Source organism: Microvirga lupini (assembly GCF_014191055.1).
GTDB lineage: Bacteria > Pseudomonadota > Alphaproteobacteria > Rhizobiales > Beijerinckiaceae > Microvirga > Microvirga lupini_A.
The window spans coordinates 445,159-461,614 of record NZ_JACHWB010000002.1 but is presented as its reverse complement, the minus strand read 5'-3'; the positions used below and the strand labels follow the sequence as shown (position 1 = coordinate 461,614).

The window sequence follows — 16,456 nt, the reverse complement described above, 5'->3', positions numbered from 1 at the left end:
GGGCCTTTTCGAGGGATCGTCCCGAAGGGTTGTTGTGTCTCGGGAGCAGGTCATGGGGAAGGTAATCCATGACCGCGTGAAGAACCTCTTGCTGCACTCAGGAGGCCGTCAGTCGCCGTTCGATCTCCCGTGCGACGTCATCGAGAAGAGGAGACAGGGGCTGCTGAAGCAGCTCGCCATACATCGTTCGGAGATTGGCCCCGATGCTGCCTTGAGTGGTCGCCTGGATTTCGGACCAGAGCCCGTCATTCCTCCACGCGAGAGGGACCACGACAAGCTCACCGTCCTGCCAATCCTCGATAGCTGAGTCCTGCATGCACTTCCTCCGACCTGCCCTTTGGAGAGCTTGGCAAGCAAACTGGACAGGTCGGCGCTCGTTCCAGCCCCGCAATCAAAAATAGTAACTTATGTTAACAATGCTGCTGAAACTCTCGTTCGCCGATGGTGATAACGGGGAGTAAGTCATGGGAGGACATAGCGGGGCGAGGTGAAGAGAGAGCTTTAATTCTTACGCTTAAATACTAACGGCGATCCCGTATATTAATTCCCAATTCGCTCGGTGCCCACGGGTACTTTCCTTATTATGAGGTTTTTCCTTGGGGAAGTACTTGGTCAGACTAGATATCGTCGACAGGTCCCGTCCTCCTCTCACACCATGGCGGTTAGGTTCATTCCGTAAACGTGCCTTTCGGTGCGAAGGTCGTCAGACCTAAGTCTGAACCAATCAGTCCATGAATCATGGGAGTGCCGACCATCCCTCTTTTGGCGTATGCATCGGGAAACTTGTCTTATGCGTTTCCTGAACGAAGCAACCTGACGCCGTTGGGAAAAACCTGACGTCCCGGCTCCCGCGTCAGTCACAGGAAAGGTACCAAATATGAAAGGCCTTGTTCTCGTTCTGGCACTTGCAGCCACTCCCGCATTCGCACAGGCCGAGCGCGTTACGTTGCGTAGCCTTCACGTCCTTTGCTCGACAGCGGACACGGCAAACCGCCTGAACGAGCTGCGCGGCAACAACGGCGCTTGGATCGCACAGGTCAAATCGGAAACCGCCCAGAAACGCTGCATCATCCTGCCATCAGCCACGAACGTATGGGTCGAGAGCCGCTCCGGGGCGCTGGCATGTGCCAAAGGCGATGACATGCCTAACTGCGGATGGACCGTGCTTAATGCGACCTGACAGCTCGGCAAATGGAGAAGGCGTCTCCATCAGACGCCCCTCTGTCCAGGAGGGCGGTGCGGCCTGCCGTTGTGATGCAGTCATCATCCGGTCCGTGCAGTCGGCGTGACGCTTCCTACTGCGCCAGCTCCTCCGGCCGCTGAGCCAGGCAAGGATCGAGGACGATGAAATCCGGGTTCGGGCGGCTGTAGCCGCCGGCCACCGTCACCAGATCGCCGACCTTCATGTCGTTGGTCTGGTAGGTGACGCAGAGCACCTTCGGGTCGGGCTCCGTGCCGCACAGGCCGAGATAGGCCAGCGTGCCGTCGAAATGCACGAGGGCGAGGGGACCCGTGACGCTGAAATCCACACGAGTCGCGCCTGTCTCCCGGTCCTTGGTCAGCGCCCGCACCTCGTGGCAGCGCGCCTGATAGGAGGGCTGCATGTCCGGATCGGCGAAGGGGTTTTTCTCATCGCCGTCCTGGCCTGAGGCCGTCGCCGAACCGAGCATCAGCAGCGCGGTCAGGGCGCTTCGCGTTCGGTGCCGGGACAGCCGCAGGGGCATGGATCACCTCTAGAGCATCGTGCGGAAAAGTGTATCCGGTTTTCCGCCCGAACGATGCTCTCTTCTAAGGAGAAAGCATCGGATTGATCCCAAAAGTGCAAGTCCACTTTTGGGTCCGATGCTTCAGACGTGCTGGCCGCCGTTGATGTGGAGCTCCGCGCCGTTCACGTAGGAGCTCGCGTCCGTGCAGAGGAAGTAGATGGCTTTCGCCACCTCGTCCGGCGTGCCGAGCCGCCGCATGGGGATCTGCTCGACGATCTTCTCCGTGCCGGGGGAGAGGATCGAGGTATCGATCTCGCCCGGCGAGATGGCGTTCACGCGCACGCCCAGCGGGCCGAAATCGCCCGCCATCTCGCGGGTCAGCGACGCGAGCGCTGCCTTGGAGGTGGCATAGGCCGCGCCCGCGAAGGGATGGACGCGCGAGCCCGCGATCGAGGTCACGTTCACCACCGAGCCCTTGGCCTTGGTGAGCTCGTCCTGCAGGCCGCGGGCCAGCATGATCGAGGCGAAGAAGTTGACCTGGAACACCCGCAGCCAATCCTCGTAGCGGGTGTCGAGGGTGCCGAGCCGCGAGCCGCCTTCCCCTTTCGGCGAGATGCCCGCATTGTTGACGAGCGCGTGCAGGCAGCCGCCCTCGGCGGCGAGACGCTCCTTCACCTCGGCGATGGCGCGGCGGGTATCTTCAGCATCGGCGAGGTCGACCTGCAGGTGATCCTCCGGCCCCATCTCCCACGGGCAGTTCTCAGGGAAGCCGTGCCGCGAGCAGGTGATCACCCGCCAGCCGGCCGCGGAGAAGCGCTTCACCGTGGCATGCCCGATGCCGCGGCTGGCGCCGGTGAGCAGCATGATGCGGCGGGAATTGCTGGGCGAAGAGGACATCGGGCGATCTCTCGTAAGCGGAGCAGACCTCTATCTCAGTTCAGGATCGCGGTCCATGGGATCAGGGATAAAGGGGATCAGGGATAAAGCCGCACCTTCCGCCAGCCGTCGCCCTCGCGGCTGAACACCACCCGGTCGTGCAGGCGGAACGGCTTGTCCTGCCAGAACTCGATGGAAACCGGCGCGATGCGAAAGCCCGTCCAGTGCGGCGGGCGCGGAATTTCGCCCACGGCGTATCTGGCGGTGTTGAGGGCCACGGCCTTTTCCAGGGCGAAGCGGCTCTCGAGCGGGCGCGATTGCTGGCTCGCCCAGGCACCGATGCGGCTGTCGCGGGGGCGGCTCTGGAAATAGGCGTCGGCCTCGGCATCGCTCACCAGCGTCACGGGGCCGCGGGCGCGCACCTGCCGGCGCAGGCTCTTCCAGTGCAGTACGAGGGCGGCCTTCTGCTGGCCGAGCAGTTCGCGCCCCTTGTTGGATTCCGTGTTGGTGTAGAACACGAAGCCGTTCTCATCGAAGCCCTTGAGCAGCACCATGCGCACGTTCGGCAGCCCGGTCTCGTCCACGGTGGCGAGCGCCATCGCGTTGGGATCGTTCGGCTCGGAGGCTTCCGCCTCCTTCATCCAGGCCTGGAAGAGGGCGAAGGGCTCTTCGGACTCCGTGAAGTCACCAGTTGTTAACGCGTTCACTGTCTTATCTCGTTCTGTGACTTTTGGTTCTGGGGGACCCAACGCGTGACGTGGATCAATCCGCGCCGTTATAGATCAGATGCTGGGATCAGCGAAGTGCTGAAAGTGCTCGCGGCTGGGCTGCTCGCCCTGTCGACGAGCGCCTGCGGCATGTCCCTTGGATTGTCGGCCCTGGACGAGGACGGGCCGAAGGCGACAGGCTCCATCGCTCCTAAGAGCGACATTACCCTCTCGGCCGATCTGGACGAGGAGGATTGGCGCCGGGCCAAGGCGGCGCTCGCCGTCGCCCTCGATCCGCAGGGCCCCGGCACCCAGGTGTCCTGGGATAACCCGGCGACGAGCCGCAAGGGCACCTTCACCCCGGTGGGTGCGCCGTTCGTGAAGAACGACGAGATCTGCCGCACCTTCTCGGCCCACCTGAGCGGCCCATCCACGAGCGCCCTGCAGGGCACGGCCTGCCGGCCTTCCGGCGGCGAATGGACCCTCAAGGAGGTCAAGCCGCTGAAGGCCACGGCCAAAGTCTAGCCCCTGTCGGCTCGGGCGTTGCAAACGGGCAACACTTCGCCCATATGACCGTCAAACCCGTTGAGCCTCCAAGCTCTCATTCAGACGGTTCAGGATTCCACCATGCGCAACCCCTACGACGTTCTCGGCGTGTCCCGCTCTGCGAGCGAAGCGGACATCAAGAAGGCGTTCCGCAAGCTCGCCAAGACTTACCATCCGGACAGCAACAAGGACGACCCCAAGGCGAAGGACAAGTTCGCGGAGGCGAATTCGGCCTACGAAATCCTCGGCGATGCGACCAAACGCGCCCAGTTCGACCGGGGAGAGATCGACGCCGAGGGCAAGCCGCGCTTCCAGGGCTTCGAGGGTTTCGGCGGCGGCGGCCGGGGCGGGGCCGGAGCCGAGGGTTTCTCCGGGTTCGGCGGCGGCAATCCCTTCGGCGGACGGCGCAGCCGGAGCGGCTTCGGGGCCGATCCGGGCGAGGACTTCTTTTCCCAGATCTTCGAGAACGCCTTCCGGCAGGGCGGCGAGGCCCCCCGCCAGGCCCGCGGCCGTCCCCGGCAGCAGAAGGGCGAGGATGTCGAGGCCACGCTCACGGTCACCCTGGAGGAGATCGCCGCCGAGGCGAAGAAGCGGGTCAGGCTCCCCACGGGCCGGGACGTGGATGTGGTCATTCCCAAGGGGGTTGCCGACGGCCAGGTGATCCGCCTGCGCGGCTTAGGGCAGGGTGCTCCCGGGATCGATCCGGGCGATGCGTTGCTCACCATCGCGTTTGCGCCCCATGAGCGCTTCACGGTCGAGGGTTCCGATCTGCGTCTGCGGCTGCCGGTCGAGATCGAGGAGGCCATCCTCGGCGGTGCGGTGCGGGTGCCCACTCTGACTGGCTCGGTGGAGATGAAGATCCCGCCCCTGACCAATTCCGGCCGCACCTTCCGCCTGCGCGGCAAGGGCCTGCCCACCAAGACGGGCCACGGCGACCTCTTCGTCACCACTGAGATCAGGCTGCCCGAGGTCGTGGACGAGGACCTGATGGACTATGCCCGCAGGCGCCTTTCGGCCAAGGCGAAGTAGCGGCAGAATCCGCGCTGGTTCTGCGTGGCGTGTGTTCACCTCTCCCCGCCGGGGAGAGGTGTTGGTTGCGGCAGCGTCGCTGTATTCCTTTCAAGTCGTACCAAGAGGGCTTCCCCGTGGTCGCCGGGTCGGTTAAAGAGGCCGTTCGTATTTGAACTATCCAGCGACGATCTAGGTGAAACATGGCGGAGACAAAGGCCACCGGCATTCTGGCCGGCAAGCGTGGCTTGGTGATGGGCGTGGCGAACAATCGTTCCATCGCCTGGGGCATTGCCCAGGCCGCCCGCCAGCACGGCGCTGAACTCGCCTTCACCTATCAGGGCGACGCCCTGAAGAAGCGTGTCGAGCCTCTGGCGAAGGAACTCGACGCCCATGTGGTCGGCCATTGCGACGTGACGGACGGCGCCACCATCGACGCGGTGTTCGACGAGGTGAAGCGTCTCTGGGGCTCCATCGACTTCGTCATCCACTGCATCGCCTTCTCGGACAAGGACGAGCTGACGGGCCGCTATGTGGAAACCTCCGAGGGCAACTTCACCAAGTCGCTGCTGATCTCCTGCTATTCCTTCACGGCTATCGCCCAGCGGGCCGAGAAGCTGATGAACGAGGGCGGCTCGCTGCTCACGCTCACCTATTACGGCGCCGAGAAGTGGATGCCGCACTACAACGTCATGGGCGTGGCGAAAGCCGCCCTCGAGGCGTCGGTGCGCTATCTCGCGGCCGATCTCGGCCCCAAGAACATCCGCGTCAACGCCATCTCGGCCGGCCCGATCAAGACGCTCGCCGCCTCGGGCATCGGCGACTTCCGCTATATTCTCAAGTGGAACGAGTACAACTCGCCTCTGCGGCGCACGGTCACCATCGAGGAGGTCGGCGAGACGGCCGCCTATCTCGTGTCCGACATGTCCCGCGGCATGACCGGCGAGATCCTGCATGTGGATGCGGGCTACCACGTGGTCGGCATGAAGAACCCGGAAGCGCCGGATCTCTCTCTCGACAAAGACTAAGCCTCGTAACGCGTAACCGGACCTGCCGTGACCCCGCCTCGACCGACGATCTACTTCATTCGCCATGGCGAGACGGACTGGAACCTGGAGGGTCGTCTCCAGGGGCAGAAGGACATTCCGCTCAACGATGTCGGACGCGTCCAGGCCGAGGAGGCGGGCCGCAAGCTCCGTGACCTCGCGCCTCACGTGGAGGACCTCGCCTATATCGCGAGCCCCATGACCCGCACCCGCGAGACCATGGAAATCCTGCGCCGGACCCTGGGGCTGCATCCTGAGTCCTACAAGCTCGACGAGCGCCTCGTGGAGCTGACCTTCGGCTCCTGGGAGGGCATGACCTGGAAGGAAGTGCGCAAGGCCGAGCCGTCCCTGGCGGCCCTGCGCGAGCAGGACAAGTGGCACTACGCCCCGCCCGGCGGTGGCGAGAGTTATGCCATGCTGGTCAACCGCATCCGCCCCTTCCTCGACGGCCTCACCCGCGACACGGTGGTGGTTGCCCACGGCGGCGTCGCCCGCGCGTTCCTCGCCATAGCCTGCGGGGTCAATCACCGGCAGGCCGCAAGCCTGGACATCTGGCAAGGCCGGGTGCTGATGATCGAGGGGCGCAGCTACCGCTGGGTGTGACCGACAACCATCCACGCGTTCCCGCGTTGATGGATATGCAATACATCTGCGACGCTCCGGGATCGATGACTTGGTTTCGTATCGAAACCGAGGGGGAGGCCGCGCTTGAATCCGATGCCATGCAGCATGCCGTTGAAAAGCACTTCAGGCATGCCTGGGAAGCCGCCGCACGGAGCCACCGGTCGATGTCGAGTTCCTATGTCGAGCAGGATATCGGTCTGAAGGACCACATCCGGCGCGTCATGCCGCTGTTCCTGACCCTGCGCGATGCCGAGGGGCAGGCGCTCGTCACGGCCATGCTGCCGCCGGGCGGGCGCCCTGAGCCGGCGTTCAGGATCATCATCGTCGGTCCGGAGAACCGCGATCCCTATCCCGACCATGAAGAGGCCATCGAGGCCCTGGGCGACTATTTCGGCCTCACCCTCGATCGCACCCATTGCTATCCCTACCGGTGAGCCCCCGGCCGTCATCACCTCCCTTGCGCCAGTCATGACGGATGGTGTCATCCCCGGCGGCCGTTAGGCCGGGAAGGGGATCCATGGTCGGGAGCGTGCGAGTGGCTTCCCGCCCCCTCCGCTGACGCTCCGGCCGGGAATGACACTCTCCCACGTCGTTACTTGCCCCGTGCCGATGATCCCGACGCCGAGAAGCACGGTGCTTCTTGATCGGAATGACCGGTAGGAGCCCGAGTGTGACATGGCGCACATGCCGTCGCTCCCTGTGATTGAGCCTCTCTCAAGAATATGATCTTATATGTTACTTAATTTCGATACAGAGGGTCGTCATGTCTCGCCTCATCGTCTTCGCGGCAGGCCTTGCCTTGCTCGCGGGTTCCGCATCCGCCGAAACCGTCGAGCGCACCGTCAAGGCCAACACGGTTTCGGCCATTGGCGGGTTTCTCGGCTACGAGGTGGATACCTGCTATCCGTCGAACATTCCCGACGTGAAGGTGCGTCAGCAGCCGGCCAACGGCACCATCCAGATCCGACCCTACGAGCAGGCGCTCGGCAAGGACTCGCGCTGCCCAGGCACGAAGGTTCGCGGCCTCGCCTATGTCTACACGCCCAAAAAGGGCTTCAAAGGGACCGACGAGGTCGTTCTCGATGTTCCCTGGAGCTGGAATGAGTCCGCTCCCCTGACGCTCATGACCTATACGTATCGGATCCGGGTGGAGTAAGTCGGGTCGTCAGCGCCAGGAGAACAGCCTCCTCCAACCGCGCAGGAGGTTGCCGTGAACCAAGTGATTGCGCATATCGCCCTTGTGGTCCGGGACTACGATGAAGCGATCGACTTCTATGTGAACAAGCTCGGATTCGAATTGGTCGAGGACAGCTACCAACCCGAGCAGGACAAGCGCTGGGTCATCGTCAGGCCGCGAGGCAGCCGCGGCACATCGCTGCTGCTGGCCCGCGCGTCCAATGCTCATCAGGAAGCCTTCATCGGCGACCAAGCCGGCGGCCGCGTCTTCCTGTTCCTGCGGACCGACGATTTCTGGCGCGACCATGCCGCGATGGTCGACGCCGGCATCGCATTCGTCCGAGAACCCAAGCAGACGGATTACGGCATCGTTGCCGTGTTCAAGGATCTCTACGGCAATCTATGGGACCTCGTTCAGTTCACGGACGGACGTCCTTAATTGCTCTCCAGATCGTCCTCAGGCCTGGTCGGGATCCGCGTCCCTGCTGTCCACCGCTCCAGCCTCATCCTGAGGAGCAGCGAAGCTGCGTCTCGAAGGATCGTCCACCGCCCTCTGGAGCCTCCTTCGAGACGGTCGCCCAGGCGACCTCCTGAGGATGAGGGCTGCGGGTGTGAGGCTACGTCTTGTTCTCACTTTGTTCTTGACGATCCTCCTAACCTCGGCTATAAGGTTGCTTAGATCTGCTCCTATCGAGGGGCGCGCTCGCGAGGCGTCGCAGTGTGGGAGCGGACACGGTCCTGTGGTGCGGCTTCGCAAGCTGCATCGACAGGAGGCCCAGGCTGCGTGCCGGTGGTCGGAATCGGTTCAAGGCCCCCGTTGAGCAGACGGGTAACGCCTTGAGCGGTCACCGGGCTGGCACCGCCTGAACGCCTAAAAAAGCCGTGCGCGACGAGGCATTCCGGCTCTTCACTTCTCACCACACAATCGAGCCGGGCTGCCCTACGCGCCACCCTCGATCACCGCACAGGCTCGCAGCACAACGCTGCGGGCCCGAAGGCGCTGGTTCTTTGATATCGATCCATCTCATGGCCAGCGTGACACCGCGGCGCTTTGGTTTTAAGACGCGGTGAACCCTGAAGAAGCGCCATGTCCCACAACACCTTCGGTCACCTGTTCCGCGTCACCACCTTCGGCGAAAGCCACGGGCCGGCCCTTGGCTGCGTGGTCGATGGCTGCCCGCCCATGATCCCGCTCGAGGCCGCCGAGATCCAGGCGGAACTCGACCGGCGCCGGCCGGGGCAATCGCGTTTCACCACGCAGCGCCAGGAGCCGGATCAGGTCAAGATCCTCTCAGGCGTCTTCACGGACGAGCGCACGGGGCGGCAGGTGACCACCGGCACGCCCATCGCGCTGCTGATCGAGAACGTGGACCAGCGCTCCAAGGATTATTCGGAGATCAAGAACTCCTACCGTCCGGGTCACGCCGATTTCACCTATGACGTGAAGTACGGCATCCGCGACTATCGCGGCGGCGGCCGCTCCTCTGCCCGCGAGACGGCGGCCCGCGTGGCCGCAGGTGCCGTGGCCCGCAAGGTGCTCGGCGGAATCACCATCCGCGGTGCCCTCGTGCAGATGGGACCGCATGCCATCGACCGCGGCAACTGGGACTGGGACGAGGTGTCCCGCAACCCGTTCTTCTGCCCCGACGCGAAGGCCGCTTCTTTCTACGAGGAGTATCTCGACGGCTTGCGTAAGGCCGGCTCCTCCATCGGGGCCGTCCTCGAGATCGTGGCCGAGGGCGTGCCGCCGGGCCTCGGCGCTCCCATCTACGGCAAGCTCGATTCCGACCTCGCCTCCGCGCTCATGTCGATCAATGCAGTCAAGGGCGTGGAGATCGGCGACGGCTTTGCCGCAGCAAGCCTGCGCGGCGAGGAGAATGCCGACGAGATGCGTCCCGGCAATAGCGGCGTGCCAACCTTCCTGTCGAACCATGCCGGCGGCGTGCTGGGCGGCATCTCGACCGGCCAGCCGGTTGTCTGCCGCTTCGCCGTAAAGCCGACCTCCTCAATTCTCACGCCCCGCGCCAGCGTCACCCGCTCCGGCGCGGAGGCCGAGGTGATGACCAAGGGCCGCCACGACCCCTGCGTGGGCATCCGGGCCGTGCCCGTGGGCGAGGCCATGGTCGCCTGCGTGCTCGCCGATCACGTCCTCCGGCACCGGGGGCAGGTGGGGCAGAGCGCGGCTTGGCCATTCCAGGGCTGAGCGCTTTTTCCAAGGTCGTTCAGCCTGCAGTTTTGCATGGGCAGGTATGCGGATTTTAGTTTTACTAAAATCTCGCCTTCAGCTAAGCCTCCGGCATGAAACTGGCTGAATGGCTGTCCCGCAATGGCGTCTCGCGTGTGGAATTCGCGCGCCGGATCGGCGTGACTCCCGGCGCCATCACCCAGATGTGCAACTCCGAACAGGCCTGGCTGTCCCGGGACACGGCGGAACTGATCGCCCGTGAGACCCGTGGCGCCGTCACGCCCAACGACTTCCTGCCCCCATCTGCCAAGGAGGCCCTGATGCCCCATTCCGTCACCGACGCCATCGAGGCGTTCGCCCGCGGCGAGATCGTCATCGTGACCGACGATGACGACCGCGAGAACGAGGGCGACCTCATCGTCGCCGCCTCCCTCTGTACCCCGGAGAAGATGGCCTTCATCATCCGCAACACCTGCGGGATCGTCTGCGCGCCGCTCACCGCCGCGGAAGCGCGCCGCCTGCGCCTCGACCCGATGGTGGCCTCGAACGACGCGCCGCTCGGCACGGCGTTCACGGTCACGGTCGACGTGAAGCATGGGCTCACCACCGGCATCTCGGCCGAGCAGCGCTCGAACACGGTGCGGGCGCTCGCCAACAACAACATGGGAGCGGCCGATTTCGTGCGCCCTGGCCACGTCTTCCCGCTCATTGCCAAAGATGGCGGCGTGCTCATGCGCTCAGGCCATACCGAAGCCGCCGTCGATCTGTGCAAGCTCGCCAATCTGCCGCCGGTGGGCGTGATCTGCGAGCTCGCCAACGATGACGGCACGGTGATGAAGGGCCGGCAGATCGATGCCTTCGCCGAGACCCACAACCTCAAGCGCATCTCGGTCGCGGATCTGATCGCCTATCGTCAGGCGCGGGAGAAGCTCGTCGAGCGCATCGCCACCTTCCCGGTGGAGACGCAATGGGGCTCGTTCACGGGCTATGCCTATTCGACACCCTTCGACACCGTGCAGCACATCGCCCTCGTGCATGGCCGCATCGGCGACGGCACCAACATCCCCGTGCGCCTGCACCGGGCCAATGCCCTCACTGACGTGTTCGAAGGCGGCAAGGCGGTGAATGCCTCCCTGCAGCGCTTCGTCAAGGAGGGCAGGGGCGTTCTCGTCTATCTGCGCGACGGCACGGCGGGCGTGCCGACCACGTCCTTCACGGAGATCGAAGAGACGGAATCGGAGGCCATGCGTTCAAGCCAGTGGCGCGAGATCGGCCTCGGCGCGCAGATCCTGAAGGACCTCGGCGTGGCCTCCATCCGCAATCTCGCCACCTCGAGCCGCTCCTATGTAGGCCTCTCCGGCTTCGGCATCGAGCTCCTGGGGCAGGAGCCGATCGAGGGGTGAACGGCCTTCAGCGTTTTCTAACAAACCCAACCTCATCCTGAGGAGTAGCCGTAGGCTGCGTCTCGAAGGAGCCTCCAGAGTGCACTGAAACCTCCTTCGAGAGGGATTGCTCACGCAATCCTCCTCAGGATGAGGGCAGTGATTGAGTATCTGTAGTGGTCAGGTCCCCGTCTCGCGTCCCATGAGCGCATCGAGGTGGAAGGCCGTCGACTTCGCCAAGCCTTCCAAGTCGTAGCCGCCTTCGAGCACCGACACGATGCGCTGGCCGCAATGGCGGTCGGCGAGATCCATGAGCTTCTGCGTCGCCCAGGCGAAATCGGACTCGGTGAGGTTCAGGCTGGCGAGCGGATCGCGCCAATGGGCGTCGAAGCCCGCCGAGATAATGATGAGGTCGGGCGCGAAGTCGTGGATGCGCGGCGCGATGACGGTGTCCACGGCCTCGCGGAAGGCCTCGCTTCCGTCGCCCGCGCTGAGAGGCGCATTGACGATGGTGCCATAATCGCCCGTCTCCGAGAGTGCTCCGGTGCCGGGATAGAGCGGCGCTTCATGGGTCGAGCAATAGAGCACGGTCTTATCCGACCAGAAGATGTCCTGCGTGCCGTTGCCGTGGTGCACGTCCCAGTCGAAGATCGCCACGCGCTCGGCGCCATGCTTCTTCTGCGCATGGCGGGCGGCGATCGCCGCGTTGTTGAAGAAGCAGAAACCCATGGCCCTGACGCGCTCGGCATGGTGGCCCGGCGGGCGCATGGCCACGAAGGCGTTCCTCACCTTGCCGGTCATCACCTCGTCGACGGCGAGCACGGCACCGCCGGCACCCCGCAAAGCCGCCTCGTAGGTGCCGGGCGACATCACGGTGTCCTCATCAATCCGGACTAGCCCTTCCCGAGGGCTGATGTCGCGAAGACGGAGGATGTAATCTTCCGGGTGGGCAAGGGCGAGACTCTCCATTTCGGCCATCGGCGCCTGTTCGCGGATGAGCGACGTGAACCGCTCCTTCTCAAGGGCGCGCTCGATGGCACGGATGCGGTCCGGGCGTTCGGGATGGCCGAAGGGCGTCTGATGGTCAAGGCAGGCCGCGTGGGTGATGTAGAGCGTGGACATGGATCTTCTGACGTAGGGATCACTGCCAATGTCGCAGCGTCACATGGGGCTGTCTATGTTGTTGCGATGCAACACCTTCCGGAGCGGAGCCGTGCCATGGTGTGTTTCGATTCGACTTGTCGACCTTCCGGTCTATAAGCCAGCCCGAAACCCCACTCATCTCAGTTCCGCTGAGTCTTCAGAGCTTCGCACGATGCGCCTTTTTAGTCTGCCCCTCCTTTTGGCAATGATGACGGCTCTGGCCGGCTGCAACTTCAAGGGCGTTCCCGATCCGCAGGTTTCGTCCCGGGATGCCGAATGGATGGCGCAGATCCCGAAGGCGGAAGAGGATCCGCGCTTCGGCCGCTACCTCATCGACGATCCGACGGGCGAGGCGCCCGGGACCATCGTGGTCGATACGAAGGAGCGCCAGCTCTATCTCGTTCAGCCCAACAGGAAGGCGATCCGCTACGGCGTCGCAGTGGGTGACGAAGCCTATGGCTGGACCGGCACCTCCACCATTGCCCGCAAGGCCGAGTGGCCGGACTGGAATCCGCCGGCCGAGATGAAGGCGCGCTGGCCGCATGTCCAATATACCAAGGGCGGACCGGGCAACCCGCTCGGCGCGCGGGCCCTCTACCTCTATGAGGGCAACAAGGACACCCTCTACCGCATCCACGGCACCAACGAGCCGGAAAAGATCGGCTTCGCCGTGTCGTCGGGCTGCATCCGGATGCGCAACATCGACGTGATCGACCTTTACAACCGTGTGCCGGTGAACACGAAGGTCATCGTGCGCTGAGACTTCACGGCAGCCAGCAATCAACATGAAAAGAGCGCCCCTGGGGCGCTCTTTGTGTTTCGGGCTACTGGCCCAGCATGGCTTCCTTGCGCAGGAAGACGGGAAGCTCGGAGACCTTCGGCCGGTTCTGCTGCAGCTTGGCGGCCTGAACGGCGGCCGCGAGAGCCGGCAGGGCGACGTCCTTGAAGGCCGGAATGGACTGGGCGGCATTCTGCTGGCCTGAACGGATGTCTCGGCTTGAAGCGTGCTGGGTCATGGATCCTCTCTGGTCATTTCTGGCTGTCTCGACAACCTGTCTTTATGATCTGCAGGGCTGTGACCGCTTTGGGGCAGACCCGTGATCATGTGCTGGCTTGGCTGCAGATGGACCATTCAAGGTGAATCAGGCCTTAACAGTGCAACATTCCTGCAGATGGGGCGGAAAGTCCCTGTCCCTCGGCCAAGCGAATGGAGCTTGGTCGCAGGGCCAGGATCGAGACCAGGATCAGGGCGCCGATCATTCCGACATGCTCGCCAGCCGTGTGGAAAGCCGTGATGGCACGCTCCCCTTCAAGCCGCCAGAAGGCATGGACGATCGGAATGGTCAGGGCGGTGAACACGCCGAGGGCTCCGGCACCGAGCCATGTCCAGCGCTTCGTGATGATAAGCGCGGATCCGGTCAGCTGAACGAAAACGGTGAGGGCGTTGAAGAACCAGGCAGGCTCGAGCCCGAACTGGCGCATCTCCGCCATGCCACCGGTAAAATCCAGCAATTTGGCAAGCCCGCTTCCCCAGAAGGGAAAGGTGAGCAGAACGCGGGCAGCGAACTCGGTGATGCTGCTCGATAGGATGGCGTTGATCCAGCGTGGTGTCATGAAAACTCCTTTGGGCTGACGTTTGGTCAGGTGAGGAGCTTCTAAGGTCAAGCTTGCCTACAGGCTGTGCGCAGCCACACCTTTGGCAAAGCTCTCGCCGTCCCTCAGACCCATCTCATAAGCTTTGCGGATCCCGGCCGGGTTGGTGATGTCGAACTGGCCGATGGGGACCGGTTGCGAGGGCTGGATGTAGGTGCGGCCCTTCACTGTGGGGTAGGCCCGATAGAGCCGGGAGAGAATCACGAGGGTCCTGCCGCCCTGCTCCTCGACGGGGAGCAGGGGCTCTGTCGGCACGTTGTCGACGAGACCGCCGTCGAGAGCTGCCATGCCGCCGATGCGGCCGACCGGCATGAAGGGCGGCACGCTGGCACTCGCCATCAGGGCAGCCGAAAGCTCCGCCGGGGACGCAAGGTCCTGCACCCGCACGAATTCCGGACGAAAGCCCAAGGCGCGGCCACCTTTCGGGTGGACCGGAGAGCGCCATTTCTTCTCGATCTGGTACGTGGCGATGCCGAGCGGGACGGCGATCGACAGAGGCAGGCGACGGGGCTTGCGGGCGAGGCCGATCAGGATGTTAGGGCCTTGCTTGAGGCGCCCCAGGGAGTTCTCATCGATGATTGCCTCGATCAGGCTGCGATACATGAGCGAGACCGGCCAGGGCGAGCCCTCGCTGCGCCAGGCGCGCCATTCGAAGTTGCGGCGTCCGAGGCTGCAGCCTTCGGCCACCATCTCATTGACCTTCCGGCCCAGGCCCAGGAGGCTGTAGCATGCCGACCAGGCGCCGGCGCTCACGCCCACAACCATCTCGGGCTTCAATCCAAGCAGCGGCGCTGCGGCCTCCCAGAAGCCCCCTTGCCAGTAGCAGCGGTTGCCGCCGCCCGCGAATGCCACGGCATCGAACATCGGTATCCTACCGCTGTTTGGCGGACGAAGCGTCCTCGTCTGCCCGCGCCCGGTCGCGCCAGGCCAGAACGATCCGCTCGAACTCCACGAGATCCTGGGCCGGAAGCGTTCCGAGGGTCCGCATCACATAGGCCCGCTGAGCCGCAATTCCCTGATCGGCAAGGTCGCGCCCCTTGGGAGTGAGGTAGAGGGCGTTGGAACGCCGGTCGCCCGGGATCGCGCGCCGCTCCACGAGGCCGGCCTCGACCATACGGTCGAGCAGGCCCGAGACATTGCCCTTGGTCACATAGAGGCGCTCCGCTAGCTCCTGCTGGCTCAAACCTTCGCGCTCGGTGAGGGTGGACAGCAGGTCGAACTGCGGAATCGATAGCCCAAGCGCCTTCAGTTCCGCCGCCACGGCATTCGTTGCCCTCCGGTTCAGGCGGATGATCCGGAACCAGATGCGCAGGGGATCGGCAGCGTCGAACTCGGCCGCGGCGGAGGAGGGAGACGTCAAGGGTTCGGACTCCAAGTACAGACGGGATAGTTTACAGTGAAACCATTGCGGCCGTCATCTCCTTTGGGAATGAGGAAGGCGGAATGCGCATCTTTTCAGACGATCTTTGGAACCCAAGGCCAAGCTTCGCTTTTCTCTCTACCTACCTGGTCACCGGTCAACGGCTGAAAGCTTTGGAAAAACAGGTGCCGTCCCGTCCCGGCGAGCCGCTTCTCGAACAAGAGCAGTGGCGCGCGCTCAAAGAGATTTGTAAGACCACCTGATGCGCCGCCTCATCATCGAAGAACCTTACTCGCGGCCGGCGAAGTGGTCGCCCACGCTGGCCTGGTTCGCGCTCGCCGTAACCATCCTGGCAGTGCTGCTGATCCGCTTCGGCCGGATCGATTATCAATCCGGTTTCGTCGTCCTCGGCGCAGGCATCGCGATAGCTCTCGTGGCCGTCCTCTTCGCGCTCGCGGGGTTTGTCCGCATCTGGCAGGAGGGGCGACGGGGACTGGGAAGCGCGATCAAGGGTTTGGTCGTGGCACTGCTCGTTCTCGCCTATCCCGGCTTCATGGCGCTCAAGGCCATCACCCTGCCGCCGATCACCGATGTGACCACCGATACGGACGACCCGCCGGGCTTCTCCCGCTCCCGGGCTGCGCTCGAAGCCCGCGATGGGCGCGTTCCTCCGGATGTGCCGCCGGAGACGCGGGAGATGCAGCGTGCTTCCTATGTTCAGATCGCGCCGCTCACCCTCGACATCGGCCCGGACGAGGCTTTCACCCTCATACGCAAGGCGGCGGAGAACCTGGGATGGCGCGTGATCGAGGCGGTGCCGCCGGGAGGGCGTGCAGGCCTCGGACGCCTGGAGGCGGTCGACCGATCGCTGATTCTGAAAGTTCCCTACGACATCACGGTTCGGGTGCGCCCCCGCGTCGACGGCACGCGCATCGACATCCGCTCGGCCTCGCGTATCGGCAATCACGATCTGGGGGCCAACGCGGATCACATTCGCGATTTTCTCGAAGAGGCCTCGAATCTCGCAATCGCTGTGCGCTGATC

Annotated in this window: 22 protein-coding genes; 13 read left to right on the top strand and 9 right to left on the bottom strand. The window is 64.0% G+C overall.

The window, feature by feature from the left end:
• Positions 1 to 97: 97 nt before the first annotated feature.
• Positions 98 to 316, bottom strand: a complete 219-nt coding sequence (locus FHR70_RS09265; RefSeq protein WP_183449375.1) for a hypothetical protein — start codon at positions 314 to 316, stop codon at positions 98 to 100.
• A 561-nt stretch (positions 317 to 877) separates the two neighbouring features.
• Here FHR70_RS09265 and FHR70_RS09260 point away from each other — a divergent pair.
• Positions 878 to 1,180: a hypothetical protein gene (locus FHR70_RS09260; RefSeq protein WP_183449374.1), complete on the top strand. Its 303-nt coding sequence runs from the start codon at positions 878 to 880 to the stop codon at positions 1,178 to 1,180.
• 115 nt (positions 1,181 to 1,295) lie between these two features.
• Here the strand turns inward: FHR70_RS09260 and FHR70_RS09255 are convergent, their stop codons facing one another.
• The 3 genes from FHR70_RS09255 to pdxH form a co-directional block, all read right to left on the bottom strand.
• Entirely contained in the window at positions 1,296 to 1,724 is a 429-nt protein-coding gene (locus FHR70_RS09255) for a hypothetical protein (protein WP_183449372.1), read from the bottom strand.
• A 123-nt stretch (positions 1,725 to 1,847) separates the two neighbouring features.
• On the bottom strand, positions 1,848 to 2,570 hold the full coding sequence (locus FHR70_RS09250; RefSeq protein WP_183450198.1) for an SDR family NAD(P)-dependent oxidoreductase: 723 nt from the start codon (positions 2,568 to 2,570) through the stop codon (positions 1,848 to 1,850).
• Between the two features lie 110 nt (positions 2,571 to 2,680).
• Complete coding sequence (gene pdxH, locus FHR70_RS09245) at positions 2,681 to 3,289, bottom strand: pyridoxamine 5'-phosphate oxidase (RefSeq protein ID WP_183449370.1); 609 nt, start codon at positions 3,287 to 3,289, stop codon at positions 2,681 to 2,683.
• A gap of 96 nt (positions 3,290 to 3,385) precedes the next feature.
• Between pdxH and FHR70_RS09240 the strand changes: the two genes are divergently transcribed.
• From FHR70_RS09240 to ribB, 9 genes are all read left to right on the top strand, one after another.
• A complete protein-coding gene (locus FHR70_RS09240) occupies positions 3,386 to 3,814 on the top strand; it encodes an RT0821/Lpp0805 family surface protein (protein ID WP_343058765.1) in 429 nt (142 codons plus the stop codon).
• A 102-nt stretch (positions 3,815 to 3,916) separates the two neighbouring features.
• A complete protein-coding gene (locus tag FHR70_RS09235; protein WP_183449368.1) occupies positions 3,917 to 4,864 on the top strand; it encodes a DnaJ C-terminal domain-containing protein in 948 nt (315 codons plus the stop codon).
• A 182-nt stretch (positions 4,865 to 5,046) separates the two neighbouring features.
• Positions 5,047 to 5,871, top strand: coding sequence for an enoyl-ACP reductase FabI (fabI, locus tag FHR70_RS09230; protein ID WP_183449366.1), 825 nt, complete (start codon positions 5,047 to 5,049; stop codon positions 5,869 to 5,871).
• Positions 5,872 to 5,898: 27 nt separating this feature from the next.
• Positions 5,899 to 6,492: a histidine phosphatase family protein gene (locus FHR70_RS09225; RefSeq protein WP_183449364.1), complete on the top strand. Its 594-nt coding sequence runs from the start codon at positions 5,899 to 5,901 to the stop codon at positions 6,490 to 6,492.
• Between the two features lie 185 nt (positions 6,493 to 6,677).
• Entirely contained in the window at positions 6,678 to 6,947 is a 270-nt protein-coding gene (locus FHR70_RS23955) for a hypothetical protein (RefSeq protein WP_246407982.1), read from the top strand.
• A 329-nt stretch (positions 6,948 to 7,276) separates the two neighbouring features.
• Entirely contained in the window at positions 7,277 to 7,669 is a 393-nt protein-coding gene (locus FHR70_RS09215) for a hypothetical protein (protein WP_183449360.1), read from the top strand.
• Between the two features lie 54 nt (positions 7,670 to 7,723).
• A complete protein-coding gene (locus tag FHR70_RS09210; RefSeq protein WP_183449357.1) occupies positions 7,724 to 8,128 on the top strand; it encodes a VOC family protein in 405 nt (134 codons plus the stop codon).
• Between the two features lie 648 nt (positions 8,129 to 8,776).
• Positions 8,777 to 9,892 (top strand): chorismate synthase, encoded by a 1,116-nt coding sequence (gene aroC, locus FHR70_RS09205; RefSeq protein WP_183449356.1) that lies wholly within the window; start codon positions 8,777 to 8,779, stop codon positions 9,890 to 9,892.
• Positions 9,893 to 9,987: 95 nt separating this feature from the next.
• On the top strand, positions 9,988 to 11,277 hold the full coding sequence (ribB, locus tag FHR70_RS09200) for a 3,4-dihydroxy-2-butanone-4-phosphate synthase (protein WP_183449351.1): 1,290 nt from the start codon (positions 9,988 to 9,990) through the stop codon (positions 11,275 to 11,277).
• A 159-nt stretch (positions 11,278 to 11,436) separates the two neighbouring features.
• Here ribB and FHR70_RS09195 read toward each other — a convergent pair whose 3' ends face one another.
• The gene (locus FHR70_RS09195; protein WP_183449350.1) at positions 11,437 to 12,378 is read right to left on the bottom strand and encodes a histone deacetylase family protein; all 942 of its coding nucleotides are present in this window, start codon (positions 12,376 to 12,378) and stop codon (positions 11,437 to 11,439) included.
• A gap of 193 nt (positions 12,379 to 12,571) precedes the next feature.
• Here FHR70_RS09195 and FHR70_RS09190 point away from each other — a divergent pair, with 193 nt between their 5' ends.
• Positions 12,572 to 13,159, top strand: a complete 588-nt coding sequence (locus tag FHR70_RS09190; protein ID WP_183449349.1) for a L,D-transpeptidase — start codon at positions 12,572 to 12,574, stop codon at positions 13,157 to 13,159.
• A 64-nt stretch (positions 13,160 to 13,223) separates the two neighbouring features.
• Here FHR70_RS09190 and FHR70_RS09185 read toward each other — a convergent pair whose 3' ends face one another.
• From FHR70_RS09185 to FHR70_RS09170, 4 genes are all read right to left on the bottom strand, one after another.
• Positions 13,224 to 13,415 (bottom strand): hypothetical protein, encoded by a 192-nt coding sequence (locus FHR70_RS09185; RefSeq protein WP_183449347.1) that lies wholly within the window; start codon positions 13,413 to 13,415, stop codon positions 13,224 to 13,226.
• A gap of 133 nt (positions 13,416 to 13,548) precedes the next feature.
• Positions 13,549 to 14,013: a DoxX family protein gene (locus tag FHR70_RS09180; protein WP_183449345.1), complete on the bottom strand. Its 465-nt coding sequence runs from the start codon at positions 14,011 to 14,013 to the stop codon at positions 13,549 to 13,551.
• 57 nt (positions 14,014 to 14,070) lie between these two features.
• On the bottom strand, positions 14,071 to 14,916 hold the full coding sequence (locus tag FHR70_RS09175; protein ID WP_183449343.1) for a patatin-like phospholipase family protein: 846 nt from the start codon (positions 14,914 to 14,916) through the stop codon (positions 14,071 to 14,073).
• Positions 14,917 to 14,923: 7 nt separating this feature from the next.
• Entirely contained in the window at positions 14,924 to 15,412 is a 489-nt protein-coding gene (locus FHR70_RS09170) for a MarR family winged helix-turn-helix transcriptional regulator (RefSeq protein WP_246407980.1), read from the bottom strand.
• An 83-nt stretch (positions 15,413 to 15,495) separates the two neighbouring features.
• Between FHR70_RS09170 and FHR70_RS09165 the strand changes: the two genes are divergently transcribed.
• Positions 15,496 to 15,675, top strand: a complete 180-nt coding sequence (locus FHR70_RS09165) for a hypothetical protein (protein ID WP_183449341.1) — start codon at positions 15,496 to 15,498, stop codon at positions 15,673 to 15,675.
• Complete coding sequence (locus tag FHR70_RS09160; protein WP_183449339.1) at positions 15,675 to 16,454, top strand: DUF1499 domain-containing protein; 780 nt, start codon at positions 15,675 to 15,677, stop codon at positions 16,452 to 16,454. Before FHR70_RS09165 ends, FHR70_RS09160 begins: the two co-directional genes overlap by 1 nt.
• Positions 16,455 to 16,456 lie beyond the last annotated feature (2 nt).